This is a genomic window from Thalassospira sp. (assembly GCF_030690045.1).
In the GTDB taxonomy this organism is placed as follows: domain Bacteria; phylum Pseudomonadota; class Alphaproteobacteria; order Rhodospirillales; family Thalassospiraceae; genus Thalassospira.
Window position 1 is genome coordinate 148,415 of record NZ_JAUYHK010000018.1, and the last position, 18,548, is coordinate 166,962.

General features: G+C 56.7%; 18 protein-coding genes. 3 read left to right on the forward strand and 15 right to left on the reverse strand.

Features of this window, described 5'->3' with window-relative positions:
• Window positions 1-5: 5 nt before the first annotated feature.
• From ccoG to ccoN, 5 genes are all read right to left on the reverse strand, one after another.
• Window positions 6-1,517 (reverse strand): cytochrome c oxidase accessory protein CcoG, encoded by a 1,512-nt coding sequence (gene ccoG, locus Q8O73_RS15735; protein WP_305559142.1) that lies wholly within the window; start codon window positions 1,515-1,517, stop codon window positions 6-8.
• Between the two features lie 242 nt (window positions 1,518-1,759).
• Complete coding sequence (gene ccoP / locus Q8O73_RS15740; RefSeq protein WP_305559143.1) at window positions 1,760-2,632, reverse strand: cytochrome-c oxidase, cbb3-type subunit III; 873 nt, start codon at window positions 2,630-2,632, stop codon at window positions 1,760-1,762.
• 13 nt (window positions 2,633-2,645) lie between these two features.
• On the reverse strand, window positions 2,646-2,807 hold the full coding sequence (locus tag Q8O73_RS15745) for a cbb3-type cytochrome c oxidase subunit 3 (RefSeq protein WP_305559144.1): 162 nt from the start codon (window positions 2,805-2,807) through the stop codon (window positions 2,646-2,648).
• A 15-nt stretch (window positions 2,808-2,822) separates the two neighbouring features.
• Window positions 2,823-3,551, reverse strand: a complete 729-nt coding sequence (ccoO, locus tag Q8O73_RS15750; protein WP_305559145.1) for a cytochrome-c oxidase, cbb3-type subunit II — start codon at window positions 3,549-3,551, stop codon at window positions 2,823-2,825.
• A 13-nt stretch (window positions 3,552-3,564) separates the two neighbouring features.
• Complete coding sequence (ccoN, locus tag Q8O73_RS15755; RefSeq protein ID WP_305559146.1) at window positions 3,565-5,040, reverse strand: cytochrome-c oxidase, cbb3-type subunit I; 1,476 nt, start codon at window positions 5,038-5,040, stop codon at window positions 3,565-3,567.
• 398 nt (window positions 5,041-5,438) lie between these two features.
• Between ccoN and Q8O73_RS15760 the strand changes: the two genes are divergently transcribed.
• The 3 genes from Q8O73_RS15760 to pgk all read left to right on the forward strand — a co-directional run bounded on the left by Q8O73_RS15760 (window position 5,439) and on the right by pgk (window position 8,098).
• Window positions 5,439-5,930 carry a hypothetical protein gene (locus Q8O73_RS15760; RefSeq protein WP_305559147.1) on the forward strand — a complete coding sequence of 164 codons (492 nt, stop codon included), beginning with the start codon at window positions 5,439-5,441 and terminating at the stop codon, window positions 5,928-5,930.
• 8 nt (window positions 5,931-5,938) lie between these two features.
• A complete protein-coding gene (gene dapF / locus Q8O73_RS15765; protein WP_305559148.1) occupies window positions 5,939-6,826 on the forward strand; it encodes a diaminopimelate epimerase in 888 nt (295 codons plus the stop codon).
• A 75-nt stretch (window positions 6,827-6,901) separates the two neighbouring features.
• Window positions 6,902-8,098 carry a phosphoglycerate kinase gene (pgk, locus tag Q8O73_RS15770; RefSeq protein WP_305559149.1) on the forward strand — a complete coding sequence of 399 codons (1,197 nt, stop codon included), beginning with the start codon at window positions 6,902-6,904 and terminating at the stop codon, window positions 8,096-8,098.
• Between the two features lie 62 nt (window positions 8,099-8,160).
• Here the strand turns inward: pgk and Q8O73_RS15775 are convergent, their stop codons facing one another.
• The 10 genes from Q8O73_RS15775 to gpmI all read right to left on the reverse strand — a co-directional run bounded on the left by Q8O73_RS15775 (window position 8,161) and on the right by gpmI (window position 18,364).
• A complete protein-coding gene (locus tag Q8O73_RS15775; RefSeq protein WP_305559150.1) occupies window positions 8,161-9,132 on the reverse strand; it encodes a squalene/phytoene synthase family protein in 972 nt (323 codons plus the stop codon).
• 147 nt (window positions 9,133-9,279) lie between these two features.
• Entirely contained in the window at window positions 9,280-9,924 is a 645-nt protein-coding gene (locus tag Q8O73_RS15780) for a hypothetical protein (protein WP_305559151.1), read from the reverse strand.
• Between the two features lie 31 nt (window positions 9,925-9,955).
• Window positions 9,956-10,810 (reverse strand): alpha/beta fold hydrolase, encoded by an 855-nt coding sequence (locus Q8O73_RS15785; RefSeq protein WP_305559152.1) that lies wholly within the window; start codon window positions 10,808-10,810, stop codon window positions 9,956-9,958.
• Window positions 10,811-10,847: 37 nt separating this feature from the next.
• Entirely contained in the window at window positions 10,848-11,645 is a 798-nt protein-coding gene (locus Q8O73_RS15790) for a methyltransferase domain-containing protein (RefSeq protein ID WP_305559153.1), read from the reverse strand.
• A 30-nt stretch (window positions 11,646-11,675) separates the two neighbouring features.
• The gene (locus Q8O73_RS15795; protein ID WP_305559154.1) at window positions 11,676-11,864 is read right to left on the reverse strand and encodes a hypothetical protein; all 189 of its coding nucleotides are present in this window, start codon (window positions 11,862-11,864) and stop codon (window positions 11,676-11,678) included.
• Between the two features lie 52 nt (window positions 11,865-11,916).
• Window positions 11,917-12,459, reverse strand: a complete 543-nt coding sequence (locus tag Q8O73_RS15800; RefSeq protein WP_305559177.1) for an RNA pyrophosphohydrolase — start codon at window positions 12,457-12,459, stop codon at window positions 11,917-11,919.
• Window positions 12,460-12,570: 111 nt separating this feature from the next.
• Window positions 12,571-14,073: a divergent polysaccharide deacetylase family protein gene (locus tag Q8O73_RS15805; protein ID WP_305559155.1), complete on the reverse strand. Its 1,503-nt coding sequence runs from the start codon at window positions 14,071-14,073 to the stop codon at window positions 12,571-12,573.
• 37 nt (window positions 14,074-14,110) lie between these two features.
• Window positions 14,111-15,415, reverse strand: a complete 1,305-nt coding sequence (locus Q8O73_RS15810) for a S41 family peptidase (protein ID WP_305559156.1) — start codon at window positions 15,413-15,415, stop codon at window positions 14,111-14,113.
• Window positions 15,412-16,794: a murein hydrolase activator EnvC gene (locus Q8O73_RS15815; protein WP_305559157.1), complete on the reverse strand. Its 1,383-nt coding sequence runs from the start codon at window positions 16,792-16,794 to the stop codon at window positions 15,412-15,414. Before Q8O73_RS15815 ends, Q8O73_RS15810 begins: the two co-directional genes overlap by 4 nt.
• Window positions 16,769-18,364: a 2,3-bisphosphoglycerate-independent phosphoglycerate mutase gene (gene gpmI, locus Q8O73_RS15820; protein WP_305559158.1), complete on the reverse strand. Its 1,596-nt coding sequence runs from the start codon at window positions 18,362-18,364 to the stop codon at window positions 16,769-16,771. The genes Q8O73_RS15815 and gpmI overlap by 26 nt, the downstream gene beginning before the upstream one ends.
• Between the last annotated feature and the right edge of the window lie 184 nt (window positions 18,365-18,548).

The window sequence follows — 18,548 nt, forward strand, 5'->3', positions numbered from 1 at the left end:
GACCGTTACTTTTTAGGTCCGGCAAAAACAGTATCATAGGTCTTGGTGGCACCGGTTACCTTGTCTGTCACGGTGAAATCCATCGGTGTTGCTTCATCTTGCAACACAGCCGGATCGGCGGCGACAAAAACCCGGAAACTGCCCACACGGTCAGGCGCGACATCCAGTTCAAAGTCGCCATTCTGGTTCGGGGTCAGGCCAATCACCTGAAAATCCCGGACATCAACGCCGGTGGCCGTCAGGATAAAGGTTTTTTCGGCCTGTTCCTTGTTCAATATCTTAAGGGTATAGCCATTGCGGACATCGCCATTGGACAGCGGGACAAACAACGGATTGCGATCACGCAGCACATTGACTTCAAGGGTTTCGCGGTTAAACAGGCCAAAGGCCATGACAGCCGACACCAGCACGACAAGGAAACTATAGAAAATCGTGCGCGGGCGGATGATGCGTGTTCTGGTGGCCTGGCCATGTTCACGCAGGCGGGTGTTTTGAATCGAATCAAACCGTACCAGATCACGGGGGAACCCGACCTTGTCCATCATTTCGTTACAGGCATCGATGCACAGACCACAGCCAATACATTCCAGTTGCAAACCATCGCGGATATCAACACCGGTCGGGCAGACATTGAAACAGGCATAACAATCAATGCAATGTCCGGTTTCCGGGACTTCACCGCGGGCCAGATTTTTACGCTTGATCGGGCCGCGTGTTTCCCCGCGCCAGCCTTCATAGGTCACGATCATCGATTCTTCATCAAGCATCGCCGACTGAAACCGCGGCCACGGGCACATATAGGTACAGACCTGTTCACGCGCCCACCCGGCCAGCAAATAGGTTGAACCGGTCAGAAAGGCGATGGTCGAATAAACCCCGACCGAGGCATTGCCGGTAAAAACATCCCTGACCACCGTGGCGGCATCGTGGAAATACAATACAAACGCCCCGCCGGTCGCCGCCGAAATCACCAGCCACGCCAGATGGGTGGTGCCCAGTTTCCAGATTTTTTCAAAACCCCATGGCGATTTGTCGAGTTTCATGCGGGCATTGCGGTCGCCCTGGATATACCGTTCGACCAGCATGAACAGGTCGGTCCACACCGTTTGCGGGCAACCATAACCACACCAGATGCGCCCAAACAGCGACGTCGCCAGAAACAGCCCGACCGCCGCCAAAATCAACAGGCCGGTAATGTAATAAACTTCCTGCGGCCAGATTTCGATAAAGAAGAAATAGGCACGCCCCAGATCCATATCGATCAAAACGGCCTGATCGGGCGCACTTGGCCCGCGATCCCAGCGCAACCACGGCACAACCCAGTAAATCAGCAGCAAAACAATCAGCGCAACCCATTTCAGGTTCCGGAATTTGCCCGAAACCCGTTTCGGATAAACCTTTTTACGAGTCTCGAATAACGGATGGTCGCGGTCGTCTTCGGCCAGTTCGGCGGCGGGCTGAAGATTGCTGATTGCCGGATTTGCAGGATCAGAATGTTGTGTGCGGGGAATGGCCATGATCGTAACCTGACTGTCTGTCGTGCCATGCAGTCCGTCTGTTCTCTCGCAACGGGCTCCCGCCTGCTGCCATCCGGTTCTGCGTGTTTTCCGAAAGAGCGGCACGTCTGCCCGCCCGGAAATTGGGATGGTTCAAATCTCGGATGCAAAGTAAAAGAAACCCGCCGGGCTGTTCCATGACACATATCAATATCAGACAGATGTCATGGAAAATACAGCGCGGCGGGTTTCAAAGGTTTGTGTTACTGACCGCCACCCAGCGAATGGACATAAACCGCCAGCATTTTGATGGTTTCTTCGTCCAGACGGCCTTCCCATGCGGGCATGACGCCCCCGCGGGAATTGGTCACAGTTTCCGTAATCGTTGCGACATCACCACCATACAGCCAGATGCCGTCGGTCAGGTTGGGCCCGCCCAGTTCCTGAATACCCTTGCCATCTTCGCCGTGGCACGATGCGCAGTTAAATTCAAAAACCTCGGCACCCCGCCTTGCTGCGGTCGCATCGGTTTCCCGACCGCTAAAGGCCAGAACATATTGCACAACGTCGCCAATTTCGTCGCGTGACAGCAATTCGTCACGGCCAAAAGCCGGCATTTCGTTAAAGCGGGTATCGGGGTTTTCAGTCCAGCGAACCCCGGCATGCAGGGTCTGGGAGATATCGTCCAGAGTCCCGCCCCAAAGCCAGTCATCGTCCAGCAAGGACGGATAACCGGGATTGCCAACGCCGCCGGTGCCATGACAAGGCGCGCAATTATCGGCGAAAACCGCTTTGCCCCCGGCCATCGAGAAATTCAGCAATTCGGCATCATTGGCGACTTCATGAAGATCAAGGGCAGCCAGACGTTCCATATAGGGGGCGCGTTCGGCGGCGACATTGTTCAGGGTTTCGTGCAACTGGGTCCGGTTGGTGGTGCCAAACGTGCCCTTCAGGTAATCCGTGGCGCTGGGCCAGGATGGATAAACCACCCAATAGCCCACCGACCAGACAATACAGGCCCAGAACACATAGACCCACCAAGACGGCAGCGGCGTGTTCAGTTCCCGGATGCCATCCCATTCATGACCGGTGGTATCCGTGCCCGTTACGGCGTCTTTTTCGACATGTGTCGACATAACTCTGTTCTCCCTAGTCCTGGTCCTTGAAGGGAATCCGGGCGTGATCATCCATTTCCTGTTTGCGCTTCTTGCTGGGCCACAAGGCCCAGGCAAGAATGCCAACAAAGAAAATCATCAGCCACAGACCCCACAAGGGCCGGAGAAAATCAGCGAGTGCGCTAAAAAATTCCATGATGTTCCCCTTGCCCTAACGCAGGTTCAGTTGCGGGTTGTAGGTGGTGAAATCCACCATACGTCCCAGAACCTGAAGATAGGCAACAAGAGCATCCATCTCGGTCAGGCGGTCCGGATTGCCGTCAAAGTCCCCGGTGGCGGCATTCGGATAACGGGCGAGGAAATCATCGTAATCCTCGTTCGCGGTGGCCTGAAGATGGAGGTCGGCAACCGCCAGTTCGATCTGTTCGTCGCTGTACGGAACGCCAACAACGCGCAGGGTCGAAAGGTGGGCCGCCGCATCATCAAATTTCAAATCGCGATTGGCCAGAAACGGATAGCCGGGCATGATCGATTCCGGCACGACAGAACGCGGGTCAATCAGATGGGCAACATGCCAGTCATTGGAATATTTGCCCCCGACCCGTGCAAGGTCAGGACCGGTACGTTTCGATCCCCACTGAAACGGATGGTCATACATCGATTCCGCAGCCAGGCTGTAATGACCATACCGTTCAACTTCGTCGCGGAACGGACGAATTTGTTGGGAATGGCAGTTATAGCAGCCTTCGCGCAGATAGATGTTACGGCCAGCCTGTTCGAGCGGTGAATAGGGACGGACCCCGTTCACCTTCTCGATGGTCTGTTCCATGGTGAACAACGGCACGATTTCAACGATACCGCCGACAATCACGGTCAGGAAAATCCCCAGAACGAGAAGAAATACGTTCTTTTCAACAAGGGCGTGTTTTTTAAGAAGCATTTTCGTTCCCTCCTTACCGTGCTGCCGCAGCGGCGATAGCATCGGCCTCGCCAATCGGTTCTGAACGGCGGACATCACCCCGGATCGTCTTGTAGACGTTCCAGACCATGATCAGGGCGCCGAGCAGGAACAGGAACCCGCCAAATGCCCGGATGATGTAGTAGGGATGCATCGCCTCGACAGTTTCGATGAACGAATATTGCAGGAAACCAAGGTCGTCATAGGCGCGCCACATCAGACCCTGCATGATCCCCGACACCCACATCGAGGTGATGTAAAGAACGATGCCAATCGTGCCGAGCCAGAAGTGATAGGCCACCAGCCGCATCGAATACAGCCGTTCACGATTCCACAGAACCGGGATCAGGAAGTAGATCGCCCCAAAGGAAATGAATGCGACCCAGCCGAGTGCGCCGGAATGAACGTGACCAACGGTCCAGTCGGTATAGTGCGACAGGCCATTGACCGCCTTGATCGACATGACCGGGCCTTCAAAGGTTGACATGCCATAGAAACCAATGGCGGCAACCATGAAACGCAGAACCGGATCGGTACGCAGTTTGTCCCATGCGCCCGAAAGCGTCATCAGGCCGTTGATCATCCCGCCCCAGGATGGCATCCACAACATGATCGAAAAGGTCATGCCAAGGGTTTGCGCCCAATCGGGAAGGGCCGTGTAGTGCAGATGGTGCGGACCGGCCCAGATATAAAGGAAAATCAGCGCCCAGAAATGGATGATCGACAGGCGATAGGAATAGACCGGGCGGTTGGCACGTTTCGGCACGAAATAATACATCATGCCAAGGAAACCGGCCGTCAGGAAAAAGCCCACGGCATTATGGCCATACCACCATTGCGTCAGCGCATCCTGCACGCCCGAAAACATGCTGTAGGATTTTGCGCCAAAGAACGATACCGGCACCGCAAGGTTGTTACCCAGATGCAGCATGGCAATCGTGACGATAAAGGCCAGATAAAACCAGTTGGCGACGTAAATGTGGGGTTCCTGCCGTTTCAGCAGGGTGCCGACAAAAATCGCCAGATAGCAAACCCAGACCAGCGTCAGCCACAAATCGACGAACCATTCCGGTTCGGCATATTCGCGACCCTGGGTCACGCCGGTGACATAGCCGATGGCGGCCATGACGATGAACAGCTGATATCCCCAGAAGACAAAGGCCGGCAAGGCCTTGCCGCCAAACAGGGACGCACGACAGGTGCGCTGTACGACGTAAAATGATGTTGCCAACAGGGCGTTACCGCCGAAGGCAAAAACAACAGCCGAGGTATGAAGCGGCCGCAAACGGCCGAAATTCAGATACTCGATGTCAAAATTCAGTACCGGAAACGCCAACTGCCAGGCGATGACATCGCCCACCAGAAAACCGACGACGCCCCAAAAGACGGTCGCGATTGCGCCCCAACGTACGACGTCCATGTTGTAATCAACGCTGGACGAAGCGGACTGTGCCATGCTCCCCTGGCTCATTCTAGACTCCCGTTCAAGATGGTCGGGTGGATTGCCAAAAGCGGGCTGGCAATCCGGTCTGCCCTGGCGACATCCTGCATGGCATTCGCCATCCCCCGTGTCGCCTGCAACAAAAGCCCCGCCTGTCCCGGTTTCTTCCGGGGTTAACCGGACAAAAAACAGGTACAACAGGCAGGGATATCAAATCTGGCCTTATTATGCGGACAGTCCCCGTTACATCCATTGATCCACATCAATATCAGTACGAATTCCGCATAACCCTGCGTCCCCCGCCTGTCAGACGGCCTTGTCACCTGTATCTTATGCGCTTTTATTGTCTTGGTTGTTGTTGATGCAAGTCAACGCCGACATGTTTTCTTTACGGCATCCTGATCGCCATAACTCAGGATACCAACATTATGCCAGATACATATTCAGCACGCCCCCTGACCGACAAAACAGCCGAGATGACCTATCCGCTGGTGCAGATGATGCAATCTGGACTGACGCAGGAAGACTGGCGGAAATTCGTCGATAGCTATAGCGATGTCGAAATTGAAAAGACCAATGCGCGGCAACGCCTTCGGGATCCGTGGTTGCGTCGGCAGGGAATCATCGTCGTCTGCAACGAACGCGGTTATGTGCACGGACTGTTTTCCTATGAAATCCGGCGCGACATTGGCGGCGGGCCGGTCTTGCATGTCGATAATGTGATTGCGGTGGAAATTGTTGCACGCGGCTATGCGCTCAGTGCGATGCGTCGGGCGATGACGCGGCTGGTGGAATTGCATGATTGCAAGGCGGTGCATGTCGCACTGTCCGACACGGACAGCAAATTGAAATCCTATTTCACCGATGCCGGATTTGTGGCGCAAAAAACCCGGTATTGTGCGTCGGTATCGCGGCCCTGAGACTGTCAATGGCGCTGGACGCCGTGTGTTTTGGCCATTATAAGCAAGGCATGAACAATATCCCGTTTGTCAAAATGCATGGCCTTGGAAATGATTTCGTTGTCTTTGACGGACGACGCGATCCCGCCATGCTGGATCTTGATAATGCCAGTGCGGCCCGCATTGCCGATCGCAAAACCGGGGTGGGATGCGATCAGTTGATCGTGATCGAACCGCCGCGTGACCGTGACGCCGACGCCTTTATGCGGATTCGCAACAATGATGGCGGCGAGGTCGGGGCCTGTGGCAATGCCGCCCGCTGTATCGCCGATATCCTGATGACCGAATTGCAACGCCGCGATGTCACCATCCAGACCGTGGCAGGCCTGCTGGAGGCCAACGGCCTTGAGGATGGCCGGGTGACGGTCGATATGGGCATTGCCCGGCTGGACTGGCGCGATATTCCCCTGGCCGAGGCTGCCGATACCAATCATATCCCGGTTGCACTGGGTGATTTGCGCGATCCTGTCGGGGTGAATGTCGGCAATCCGCATGCGGTGTTTTTTGTCGAAAATGCAGAACGGATTGATATCGAAAAACTGGGTCCTGTTCTGGAACATCATGCGATGTTTCCCGAACGTGCGAATATCGAGGTGTGCCACATCATCAGCCCGGACCGCATCCGCATGCGGGTCTGGGAACGCGGTGTGGGTGTGACGCGGGCCTGTGGCACCGGTGCCTGTGCGGTGGGTGTGGCGGCGGCGCGTCGCGGCCTGACCGGGCGCAAGGTTGATATTGTTCTGGATGGTGGCGAACTGACCATCGAATGGTTGCCCGATGAACATGTTTTGATGACCGGGCCGGTTTCCACCAGCTTTTCCGGCTTTTTGCACCCGTCGTTGCTGGGGCTGCACTGACCGGCTTTTCGTCCTGTATTCCAGCCGGGCATCCCTCCCACCCGGTTTTTGTAAAATCCAAAGGCAGGTTTCATAATGGCTGATTTCAATACGCTTGACGGTGTCAATGTCGCAGGCAAGCGCGTGTTGCTGCGCGCTGATCTGAATGTTCCGATGAAAGACGGCGTGGTGGGCGATACCACCCGCATTGACCGCACGGTGCCGGGCCTGATCGAACTGGCCGATGCCGGGGCCAAAGTTATCGTCATGACCCATTTTGGCCGCCCCAAGGGGCAACGGGTGCCGGAAATGTCGCTCAAACCGGTCGCCGACGTGCTGGCGCGTCATCTGGGTCGCCCGGTTGCCTTTGCTGATGATTGCATTGGCGATGCCGCCCAAAATGTGATTGCGGCGATGAAGGATGGCGATATCGCGATTCTGGAAAACCTGCGCTATCACGCCGCCGAAGAAAAAAACGATCCGGCCTTTGTCGCCGAACTGGCGAAACTGGGCGATATTTACGTCAATGACGCCTTTTCCTGCGCGCATCGCGCCCATGCCTCGACCGAAGGTCTGGCGCATCAACTTCCGGCCTATGCCGGACGATTGATGCAGGCAGAACTTGAGGCACTGGAAAAGGCGCTTGAGGCACCGAAACATCCGGTAATGGCGATTGTCGGCGGGGCCAAGATTTCGACCAAGCTTGATTTGCTGGGCAATCTGGTATCGCGGGTTGATCAGTTGGTGATTGGCGGGGGCATGGCCAATACGTTTCTGGCGGCCAAAGGCGTCAATGTTGGCAAATCCCTGTGCGAACATGATCTTCTCGATACCGCCCGCGAGATTTTTGGCAAGGCCAAAGCCGCCGGGTGCGAAATCGTCCTGCCGGTCGATGGTCTGGTGGCAAAGGAATTCAAGGAAAATGCCGCCTATGACACCGCCGGTCTGGATCATATTGCCGCCGATGGCATGATTCTGGATGCCGGTCCGGCCACCATTGCCGATCTGAACAAACGCCTTGAAAGCTGCAAGACGCTGGTCTGGAACGGGCCGCTGGGCGCGTTTGAGATCAAACCCTTTGATACCGCCACGGTATCGGTTGCCCGACAGGCCGCCAAACTGACCAAATCCGGTGCGTTGCTGTCGGTGGCCGGGGGCGGGGATACGGTTGCGGCCCTGCGCCACGCCGGAGTCGATGCGGATTTTACCTATGTCTCGACCGCAGGCGGGGCATTTCTGGAATGGCTGGAAGGCAAACCCCTGCCGGGCGTCGCTGCCCTTCGGGTGGCCTGAACCGCCAACGTCTATCCATATATCCGACATTTCCAAAACCCCGTCCTTGTGGCGGGGTTTTGTTATTCCGGCAGGCTGTTACCGGCGGTTTCGCGGATGATTTTGGCACGTTCGGCCAGAAATGCGCCATAACCGCCGGTCATCAGACTGGCAAGTTCGATATAGACGGTGAACAGACGCGACAGGGTATCGGTTTCATCGGCGTCCAGAAACGCCAGCAATTCCGCACTGCGGGCCTGTCCTGTTTCAAAATGCTCCCACGCCTTTTCCAGCATCAGATCGGCCAGCGATTGCAGGGCGTCATACTGTTTCTGGCCGATGGCATTGCGAATTTCGCCAATGCTGATATCGGCCCCGGCCAGAATTTCGCCGGGGATGGTCACAAGGCGATCGGGGCCTTTGATATCGTCGGGCAAATCGCGCAGGATATGCACGATGTAACAGAAAATCGCCATGTCGCGGGCGTAATAAAGCGGCGAGTCGCCCAGTGGCGAGACATAGCCGATGACATCGTCATACCGCGCCGACAGCAAATAGACAAAAATCGAGGCCGGGGCGGCGGTGGCCCCATCGCAATAACGAATGAAATCATCCCATTCATCCAGCGGTTCTTCGGCAACATCCTTGCGCAGGGCATCGGCCAGATGCACCCAAGGGTCGGCGGCAAGGTCGCTTCTGCCCAATGTCAGGCGCAGGGCACGAAACACCGCATGATCCAGCGGCCCGTCATCGGGATGGGGATTATCGATATTGGCCTTGGCGGCCAGAATTTGCGCCTGCCAACGATCAATTGCCAGCAATGTATCGGCGCGGTTTTCGGCCCGTTCGGCATCGGGCAATTCCAGAAAACCGTCATCGACAATGTCGTCAATCACCCGCATCGAGGCATAAGACGCCAGAAAAAACCGCTGCCGGTTTTCATTCAGCAGCATTGCCGCCCGGTACAGATTGGCATTTTTGGCCGCGGCCAACGCCTTGCAGACGGTAAACGGGTCTTCGGGAATGCCGTTGGTCGAAGAATGCGGGGCGGTCATGAAAGGCAAACCCGGTGTTGTGGAAACAAAGAAGCGCAGGCAGGGCCGGGCGCAACCGACCGAACAGGCAAAATGCAGAAAGCCAGCGAAGCTTTCAAGCTTTCCTGTGTTTTGGGCAGCGGAAAAGTGAAAAGGGGGGCTGAAAAATCAGAATTCCAGACGATAACCGGCCGTCAGGCCCAACATGGCATCAACCCCCGGAAGGGTTGATCCGGGGGCAGCGTTGAAATCGCTGGTCACACGGCCATGCACGCCAATCCAGATATCCTGCAAGGGCATGTAAGACAGGCTGGCAGCCAGTCCGGCATTATCCTGCCCGGATGGCAGGGAAGATGTCAGGCGCAGGCGTTGGGTGCTGCCGCCCTGGCGTTGCGTCGGGGTGACGCTGTAATCATCGGCATAACCCGCCCCCATGCCTTGCCCAAGGGTGCCGTTCAATTCAACAACCGGGCCAAAGGACAGGCCAAGATCGCTGCTGGGCGCATAACCCAGCCCCAATTGGGCCGAAACGCCGTTGGACGTTGTCGGACCCATGCCCATTTCCAGCCACATCAAGCCGTCATCCGCAGACGGATCCTGTTCATCGGGGCCAAAAACCATCAGATTGTGCCGGGTGCCGCCAGACATGCCGGGCATTGGTAAAATCCCCTGAACCAGCGCATGGGATGATTTTTTTGCAGGAACACCGGTTTCAGGCACGGTTTGCTGTGCATATGCCGGGGCGATGTTCGCCATCACGGGGATAGCAAAGGCAAACATCAAACTCAGAACGGGCAGAATGCGGTGTTCCATGTCCTGTCATCCCAAAGGGGATAAAACCTTGTTATGGGTTTGTGGCGATTTTTCGCCGGTCTTGTAAAAAATCATGCACGGCACTGATCTGGTCATCTGTATTCAGATAGGGAGCATGTCCGCATTCGGCGATGCTCAGAACCTGCATTTCCGGCTTCATCACGCACATTTTACTGACGATGGCCGGGGTGATCAGATCAGATCGCGCCCCATGTATCAGTAATATCGGGCATTGCAAGGCCGAAAATATGTCCCAGCCGTCAAATTCATCAATATGTGCGGCAAAAACCGTCATCACCGCCGGATCATAATGGAAAGCAAACCGGCCGTCTGTGACGCGGCGCACAGATCGCGCCGCAAGATGGGCCCATTGCGCATCACTGGCGATGCCAAACGGCGCATAGATAAACCGCAACAGGTTTTCTGCCGCCTTGACGGTCTCAAACAGCGGCGGGGTGCCGACATAGGCCTTGATGCGGGCAACCGCACCGGTATCGAGTTCCGGCCCGATATCGTTTAAAATCAGTCTTCTGATCCGTTCGGGGGCCAATGCCCCAATGCCCATGCCAATCAGCCCCCCCATCGAGGTGCCCAGCCAGTCGCATTGCTTGATGCCAAAATGATCGAGCATCGCCAATGCCTGTTGCCCGTAAAAGGGCAGGGTATATTCGGAATCCGGGTCTTTGGCCCAGCCCGACAGGCCGCGTCCGATGGTATCGGGGCACAGAATGAAATAATCATCGGCCAGACGGGATGCGATAATATCAAAATCATCGGCGAGTCGCGCCAGCCCGTGCCACATCACAAGGGCGGGTTTGTCCGGGGTGCCCCATTGGCGGATATGTATTTCATAGCCGCAACAATCGATAAAATGCGTGCAAACCATCGGCGATCCTTGTGCAAAGGTCGCCCGGCAGCCCTGATCAGCGCTTGCGGGCGATCATAAACAGACGATTGAAGGGAAACAGCGTGACACCATCGGGGCGCGGGGGATAGGCCTGTTTCATCAGGGCCTTGTAACGACCGCAAAAAATCTCGCGTGCGGCATCGTCGGGCAGGGCGGCCAGAATTGGCCGCAAGGTGGTGGAATGAACCCAGTCAAAAACCGGGTCTTCGCCGCGCAGCAGGTGGCAATACTGGGTTTGCCACAAATCAATGGCATCGCAATCCACCGACAACGCCTCAAAATAATCGCCCGGACGCATGATGCGGCTGTGTTTCTGCGCTTCGGCTACCGCATCCTGCCATTCCTTGCCCGCACTGCCGATCATGTTATGGCTGGGGGCCAGAAAATTATTGGGAATCTGAATGGCAATCAGGCCGCCGGGGCGCAATTGCCCGGTCAGATGCGGGATCAGGGCGGCATGATCGGGCACCCAGTTCAGGGCGGCATTGGAAAAAATCAGGTCCAGCGGCACCGGCGATTGCCATGTGGCAATATCGTCCTGTTGCCATGTGATGGATTCGGGGCGGGTGCGGGCAATCGCCATCATGTCGGGGGATGTATCAATGCCGGTAATTGTCGGGGTGTGACCGGCGGTGGCAAAGGCCCCGGCCAGAAGGGCGGTAACGTCACCGGGGCCACAACCCAGATCGACAATATGATCGGGGGCAAAACCATCGCCGGGTTTGGGCAGACGGGCAATCAGATCGACTGCCGGGCGGCGGCGTTCATCCCCGAAAAGGCTGTAACGGGCAGGGTCCCAGCTTGTCTTGCTCATTCTGTATGTCCTGCCTGTACGATATGCGGATCAGTGGTTTTGCTTTTCCTGTTCGTCATAAAAGTTTTTGATCAGATGGAACAGGAACAACACAGCGGCAATAAAAACGATCAGACCAATAAAATACGAATACCCGTCCACCGAGCCGGAGGCATAAAACAGGCCGCCAATGGCAACAAGGATGGTGAGAACACCGAAAATAATGCGATCAAGGCCCATTCTGGAACTCCTCTAAACTTATGGTACAGGATAATGGCGGCAATTTACCGATTTATGCGCCTGGATCAATCGCCAATTCAGCCGGACTGCTCTGTTTGATCATTTGCGGGATGTTTTTAAAGATTCCGACCAGCTGGGCATAGACCGGACGTTTGAACGGCACGATCAGATCGGGCAGAGTCAAAAAATCGTTCCAGCGCCAGGCGTCAAATTCCGGATGTTTGGTGGCAATCACAATATCGCTGTCTTCACCATCAAAACGCATGGCAAACCATTTTTGTTTCTGGCCGCGATATTTGCCGCCAAACGCCTTGCCGATCAAATGATCAGGCAAGTCATAGGTCAGCCAGTCCGGGGTATGGGCAACAATCGTGGCGCGATTTGTGCCGATTTCCTCGTGCAATTCGCGCAAGGCGGCCTGTTCGGGCGTTTCGCCATCATCAATGCCGCCTTGTGGCAATTGCCATGCCCCTTCAAATCCGAACCGGTTCCCGATCCAGACTTCGCCGCGATCATTGAACAACGCAATGCCGACACAGGGCCGATAAGGCAGATCAAGACCCGGCGGCACATTCTGTTCGGGGGTATCGGTCATGCCGACCGGCGCACCTGCCCGGTGACGCGCACCGGATTTTTTCTTTTTCCCCGACTTTTTCTTTTTGTCGGGTTTATCCAGGGTGTCGGGCGCATGTTTGCTCATGATCGATCAGTTCCCTTCGATCGTATCTTCGTCGGCGGCAGTTTCCGCAGGGGTGCTTTCTTGTTCGGCACGGGCGGCGGCACGCGCGGCATCGGCTTCTGCCGTTGATTGCGCGGCGACCTGACGGCTGCTGATGGCTGAAATCGGGGCCAGTTTGACGCCCTGACGTTCCAGCCGCAACGACCAGTTCCGCAACCGTTGTATGGTAACGGGATAGGATCCGGCAATGCCAACCGCAACCCCGTTGCGTTTCGCCTGTGCCACCAGATCATTCAGGCGGTCATCAATGTAACGGCGGCTGGGCACTTCGTCGATGACGATATTGCTGATCGCATTGGGCGCCCCGGCATTGGCGGCCAGTTGGGCGGCAAGACTGACCGATACGGTGGTGCCGCCATCAACATACATCAGGCCGGACTGGTTGATAAACTGGATCACCGGGCGGATGCCGGTGTCAAGATTGCTGAACTTTGATCCCAGATGGCTGATCACCCCGACATAACCGGGAAACCGCGATAACAGCCATTCCAGCCGCACCAGATTTTCACCTTCGGACAGGCCGGTCATCAGGGCACGCGGACCGGGATCGGACAATGGAAAATCATCGGGTTCCATCGGCATTTGCAAAAAGACTTCATGGCCCATTTCGCGGGCCGCCGCCGCCGTTTGCGGCAGATCGGGCCCATAGGGCGACAGGCCCAGCGAAATGTTCAACGGCAATTCGCGAATGGCGGTATCGGTGCGTTCGCGGTTCATGCCCAACCCGGTCACGATGACCGCAACATAGGGCTGGTTTTCCACCAGTTCAAACGGGCGGGCATAGGCACGGGCCGGGGTGGTGCCATCATCGCCAATTTTCGGAATGCGCCCGAAACTGCCCGCGGTGTCCAGTCCGGGGAACGGGGCCGGGCGTAAGGGGTCGGGGGTGATCGGTTCGTCAAGTCCCCCTTCATCGGCCATCGCGGCGAGTTGTTCGGGGGTGAAAACTTCACCTTCGGTCGTTTCGCCCGCTCCGTCCTCGCCGGTATCCTCGGGGGGCGGTGCGCCCATCAGGTCGGCGACGGCGGCAAGATCGGCCTCGGACGGGGCTTCGCCGCTGGCGGTGGCGTCGTCGATGCGTTCCTGTGCCGCGCGGGCGCGGGCCTCCATATCCAGAACGCCTTGGGCGATTTCATCTTGCAATTCGCGTTCGGTGCCGGGGATCGCAACAGTACTGCGCGGCGATCCGGCATGAAACAGACGCCATCCGGTTTCCGGATCAATGACCGGTATCGCGCCAAACGACAAAACCAGAAAAGGCAAAAACAGCAAAACAACCAACAGCGCCTTGGACAGGTTCCAGCGGCGCGATGGCGGATGCTTGGGCAGTAATTGATATTGAAGGTCGTAAGGCAGTTCGGTAAACGGCAAATCCTCCCCGCCCGATGGCGACACATCCATGTCGTCATCAAACGGAGAGGTTTCTTTGTTCCTGCGAAAACGCAGCGACTTGATCAGTTTGCCGATCACCGGTTTTCAGTCTCTTGCCGTAATAATGGCCTTGCCTTTAGCCTTTCGGGCGTGTGTTGAACAGGGAAATGCCGCGAATCATATCAAGGGCACGCGACAATTGATAATCCGTTTCCGCCAGTAACTGGGCGGCGTCCCGTTTTTCATTGGCCTGGGTCGCGGCATCATCCGTTGTGCCGTTTTCATTGCGCAGCGCACCGCTCAGATCGGCTTCGGACAGGCGTTGCAGGGCTTCGATGGTTTCAAGTTTTGCCTGCGGTACGATGATGTCCGGCACAATGCCGACTTCCTGAATCGATGTGCCCGACGGGGTATAATACCGCGCCGTTGTCAGGCGCAAGGCGACATTGCCGGGCATCGGCAGGATGGTTTGCACCGATCCCTTGCCAAAACTGCGTGTGCCCATGATCACCGCCCGGCGATGATCCTGAAGGGCGCCCGCGACAATTTCCGATGCCGATGCCGACCCGTCATTGATCAGCACCACCACCGGGTAATTTTCCGCCAGATCGCCGGGACGGGCGTTGTAACGTTCGGTGTTTTCGCTGTCACGCGGGCGGGTCGAAACAATTTCGCCCTTATCAAGGAATGAATCCGAAACCGCAATTGCCTGATCCAGCAAACCACCGGGATTGTTGCGCAAATCAATCACGAAACCCTTGAGGTTTTCCGGGCCGATTTCGGTGGTCAGTTCACGGATGGCGCGTTGCAGGCCGCTATTGGTTTGTTCGTTGAATTTGGTGATGCGGACATAGCCAACATCGTCTTTTGCTTCGGAACGCACCGACTGGATCTTGATCACCGCCCGGGTCAGGGTCACGTCAAACGGGGCCGGTTCGCCCTTGCGCTGGATGGTCAGCAGGATGTCGGTATTGACCTTGCCGCGCATCATATCGACCGCGTCGGAAAGATTAAGGCCCCGGATCGGCTTGCCATCGATATGGGTGATGAAATCGCCCGGCTGCAATCCGGCCTTTTCGGCAGGGGTGTCATAGATCGGGGCGATGACCTTGACGAAACCCTCTTCCATCGTCACTTCGATGCCCAGCCCGCCAAATTCGCCGCGGGTATCGACCTGCATCTCCTGGAAATTATCCATGTTGAGGTACGACGAATGCGGGTCAAGCGATGTCAGCATGCCGTTGATGGCGGCCTCGATCAATTGCTTGTCGTCCACTTCTTCAACATATTTGGCTTTGACCTGTTCAAAGACATCGCCAAACAGATTAAGCAGACGATAGGTTTCCGCCGAGTTGCTTGAAGATTGCGCAAATCCCGGAGAAGCCAGGCCAAGGCTCAAGCCGGTAGCCAGTGCGAGTATTGCCAATCGTGAGGTTTTCATCCACTTACCTTGCCGTTTTGTGAGGCCAGCCATGGAAGCGGATTAATCGCTTCGCCGTTCTGGCGTATTTCAAGATACAGTTTCGGCCTGCTGGTGCCCATTATCCCGACCGGTTCGCCCGCCAGCAAGTATTGACCTGCAATACTGTCCAGACGTTCAAAGCCGGCAACGAGGCTATGGTATCCTTCGCCGTGTTCGATAATCAAGAGGCGGCCATATCCGCGGAACGGTCCGGCGAACACAACCTTGCCATCAAAAGGCGATACGACCTGCGCATTTTCGCGTGTGGAAATCTCGATTCCCTTGGAATGCGTGGCACTCAGCCCGTCGGGGCGCTGGGCGCGTTGTCCAAACAGGGTAACAATTTTTCCGGCGGCGGGCATGCGCAAATGTCCGCGTGAAAGCGTGATCGACGCCCCAACTGACACATCTTCGTCATCATTCTGATTCTTTTGGCTCTTTTCCGGCGGCGTCGCGGCCGGTCGGGATGGTGACGGGGATGGCGACGGGGATGACAAGGCAACTTGCTGGCTGCCGGTGTCATCTTCTGTCTGTTGGCTGCGTCGGGCCAGTGCGATTTCGGGTTTGGATCGCGGTTCAGGCAGGCCTTCGGCGCGTCTTTGCAAACTTTCCAAAAGATCGGTCAGAGTGTTGGCTTCTTTTGCCAGTTGATCGACGGCGCGTGCCGCCAGCCGGGCTTCTTCCTCGGTTTCGGATCGCAGGCGGCGCTTGTCGGCCAAAAGATTGGCAAGGGCAAGGCGTTCCTGCTGTAATTCGGTGGTGACATCGCCCAGTTCGCCGCGCCGGGCAATGATTTCGGCGCGCAAAACGGTGATGCCACCCAATTCGGCCTTCAGATCGCGGGCGTGCTGTTCAACGCCGGGCAGGGCCGCTTTCAAAAGAATGGCCGATCGCAGGGTTTCCTGCGGGCTGCGCGGCAGGGCGATCAGGGCTTCGGGCGGGGTGGTCGAAAGACGCTGTAACGCCATCAGGATGCGGGCATATTGCCCGGCCTTGTCTTCAAGGCTGGTGGCGGCGTCTTTTTCGCGGTTTTCAAGGTCGATCAACTGGTCTTCAAGGCTGGTCAGTTCACTTTCCAGCCGCTGGGTACGGCGGGCCACCGAAATCGCTTCGGATTGCAGGGCCTGTTCTTCGGTCCATAATTCACGCGATTTGCGCGACAGGAATTCTTCCTGCTTTTTCTGTTCTGAAAGCTGCGATTCCAGAACATCCAGCTTGTCGCCGACTTTTTCCGCCGATTTCCCTGCCCCCTGGGCCAAAACCGGCGACATCCCGCCGGTCAGCATCGTGAAAATCACGACACAGACCAGCAGGATCAACCGGTTGCAAGGATCAGCTTGCCGCGCGCAGCGCATCATTGCCTTTCAGACCTTCGATCAGGGGCGTGCCAGTCATTTCCGAGGGTTGCGGCAGGCCCAAAAGCTGCAACAGGGTCGGCGCAACATCGGCCAGCCGCCCGTTTTTAAGATGCACATCCGCCGGTCCATTGACCAGAATGGTCGGAACCGGGTTCAGGGTATGTGCGGTGTGGGGTTCCCCGGTTTCCGGGTCGGTCATCATTTCGCAATTGCCATGATCGGCGGTGACAAACATCACGCCGCCAACCTTTTTGACCGCCGTCACGACCTGTCCCAGACACTCATCGACGGCTTCGGCGGCTTTGATTGCGGCTGACAAAATGCCGCTATGCCCCACCATGTCGGGATTGGCGAAATTGACGATGATGGCGTCATATCGTTCATCTTCAATGGCCCCGACCAGTTTGGCGGCCACTTCATAGGCCGACATTTCCGGCTGCAAATCATAGGTCGCAACCTTGGGCGAGGGGACCAGAATGCGGTCTTCGCCCGGATAAACCTGTTCTTCGCCGCCATTGAAAAAGAACGAAACATGCGGGTATTTTTCGGTTTCGGCGATGCGCAATTGCGTCATCCCGGCCTGTGACACCACCTCGCCAAAAATCCGGGTCAGTTTTTGGGGCGGGTAAATGGCATCCATATATTTGGCATGGTCGGATGAATATTCGACCATCCCGGCCTGAACGGCAAATTTGACCGGGGTACCCCGATCAAAACCGTCAAATTCCGGCGCACACAGGGCGGACAGAATTTCCCGCGCCCGGTCGGCGCGATAATTGGTCAACAAAATTCCGTCGCCATCTTTCATGCCGTCATAATCGCCAATCACGGTTGGCAGGACAAATTCATCGCCGGTATCGGCGGCATAGGAGGCGTCAATCGCGGCTTCGGCGGTGGCAGCGCGGTGCGCCTGCGCATCGTTTTGGCCTTGCGTCATGGCGAACACCGCCTGCGATACCCGTTCCCAGCGATTGTCGCGGTCCATGGCATAATAACGCCCGGTCACGGTAACGATTTCGACATCGGCATCGCCCAGATCGGCGCGGAACAGTTTCAGGAAATGTCTGGCGCTGCGCGGTGGCGTGTCGCGGCCATCCAGCCAGGCGTGAATTTTAACCGGCACACCGGCCCCGGCAATGATTTTGGCAAGGGCGGCCATATGGCCCTGATGCGAATGCACCCCGCCATCCGACAACAATCCGGCAATATGACAGACGCCGCCGCTTTCGCGCAATCTGGCGATCAGTTTTTGCACGGTGGCGGTGTGCGCGATGTCGCCGGTTTTGACCGCCTGATCGATTTTCGGCAATTCCTGCATGACCACACGCCCGGCACCCAGATTCATATGGCCGACCTCGGAATTGCCCATCTGACCTTCGGGCAGGCCAACATCCAGCCCGCAGGCGGTCAGAAACCCGGTGGGGTTGTTGGCATACAGCCCGTCCCACACCGGCGTTTTGGCCAGTGCCACGGCATTATCCTTGCTTTCCGCGCGATAGCCCCAGCCATCCAGAATACACAGCACCACCGGACGGGGACGCTTTGCGGTCGTTTTTTCGGTCACGTTCATAACCCCACTTCTAGGTCAAAAGCCTGAATTACCGGTAAAGATCATCCTGTATCGGCAAGGCGGCGTTCATATCACACAGGCACCGGGCGCGGTGGGTCCGCCTTCTGGTGCAAAACTTGTGATGTAATCTAGCATGAATGGCCGTGATGAACAGCTACCGCCGCGAAATATTCCGCATCTGCGT

Coding starts and splice junctions, on each gene's coding strand:
- ccoG (WP_305559142.1), bottom strand. CDS start 1,517: ATGGCCATTCCCCGCACACAACATTCTGATCCTGCAAATCCGGCAATC.
- ccoP (WP_305559143.1), bottom strand. CDS start 2,632: ATGTCGACACATGTCGAAAAAGACGCCGTAACGGGCACGGATACCACC.
- Q8O73_RS15745 (WP_305559144.1), bottom strand. CDS start 2,807: ATGGAATTTTTTAGCGCACTCGCTGATTTTCTCCGGCCCTTGTGGGGT.
- ccoO (WP_305559145.1), bottom strand. CDS start 3,551: ATGCTTCTTAAAAAACACGCCCTTGTTGAAAAGAACGTATTTCTTCTC.
- ccoN (WP_305559146.1), bottom strand. CDS start 5,040: ATGAGCCAGGGGAGCATGGCACAGTCCGCTTCGTCCAGCGTTGATTAC.
- Q8O73_RS15760 (WP_305559147.1), top strand. CDS start 5,439: ATGCCAGATACATATTCAGCACGCCCCCTGACCGACAAAACAGCCGAG.
- dapF (WP_305559148.1), top strand. CDS start 5,939: ATGGCGCTGGACGCCGTGTGTTTTGGCCATTATAAGCAAGGCATGAAC.
- pgk (WP_305559149.1), top strand. CDS start 6,902: ATGGCTGATTTCAATACGCTTGACGGTGTCAATGTCGCAGGCAAGCGC.
- Q8O73_RS15775 (WP_305559150.1), bottom strand. CDS start 9,132: ATGACCGCCCCGCATTCTTCGACCAACGGCATTCCCGAAGACCCGTTT.
- Q8O73_RS15780 (WP_305559151.1), bottom strand. CDS start 9,924: ATGGAACACCGCATTCTGCCCGTTCTGAGTTTGATGTTTGCCTTTGCT.
- Q8O73_RS15785 (WP_305559152.1), bottom strand. CDS start 10,810: ATGGTTTGCACGCATTTTATCGATTGTTGCGGCTATGAAATACATATC.
- Q8O73_RS15790 (WP_305559153.1), bottom strand. CDS start 11,645: ATGAGCAAGACAAGCTGGGACCCTGCCCGTTACAGCCTTTTCGGGGAT.
- Q8O73_RS15795 (WP_305559154.1), bottom strand. CDS start 11,864: ATGGGCCTTGATCGCATTATTTTCGGTGTTCTCACCATCCTTGTTGCC.
- Q8O73_RS15800 (WP_305559177.1), bottom strand. CDS start 12,459: ATGACCGATACCCCCGAACAGAATGTGCCGCCGGGTCTTGATCTGCCT.
- Q8O73_RS15810 (WP_305559156.1), bottom strand. CDS start 15,415: ATGAAAACCTCACGATTGGCAATACTCGCACTGGCTACCGGCTTGAGC.
- Q8O73_RS15815 (WP_305559157.1), bottom strand. CDS start 16,794: ATGATGCGCTGCGCGCGGCAAGCTGATCCTTGCAACCGGTTGATCCTG.
- gpmI (WP_305559158.1), bottom strand. CDS start 18,364: ATGAACGTGACCGAAAAAACGACCGCAAAGCGTCCCCGTCCGGTGGTG.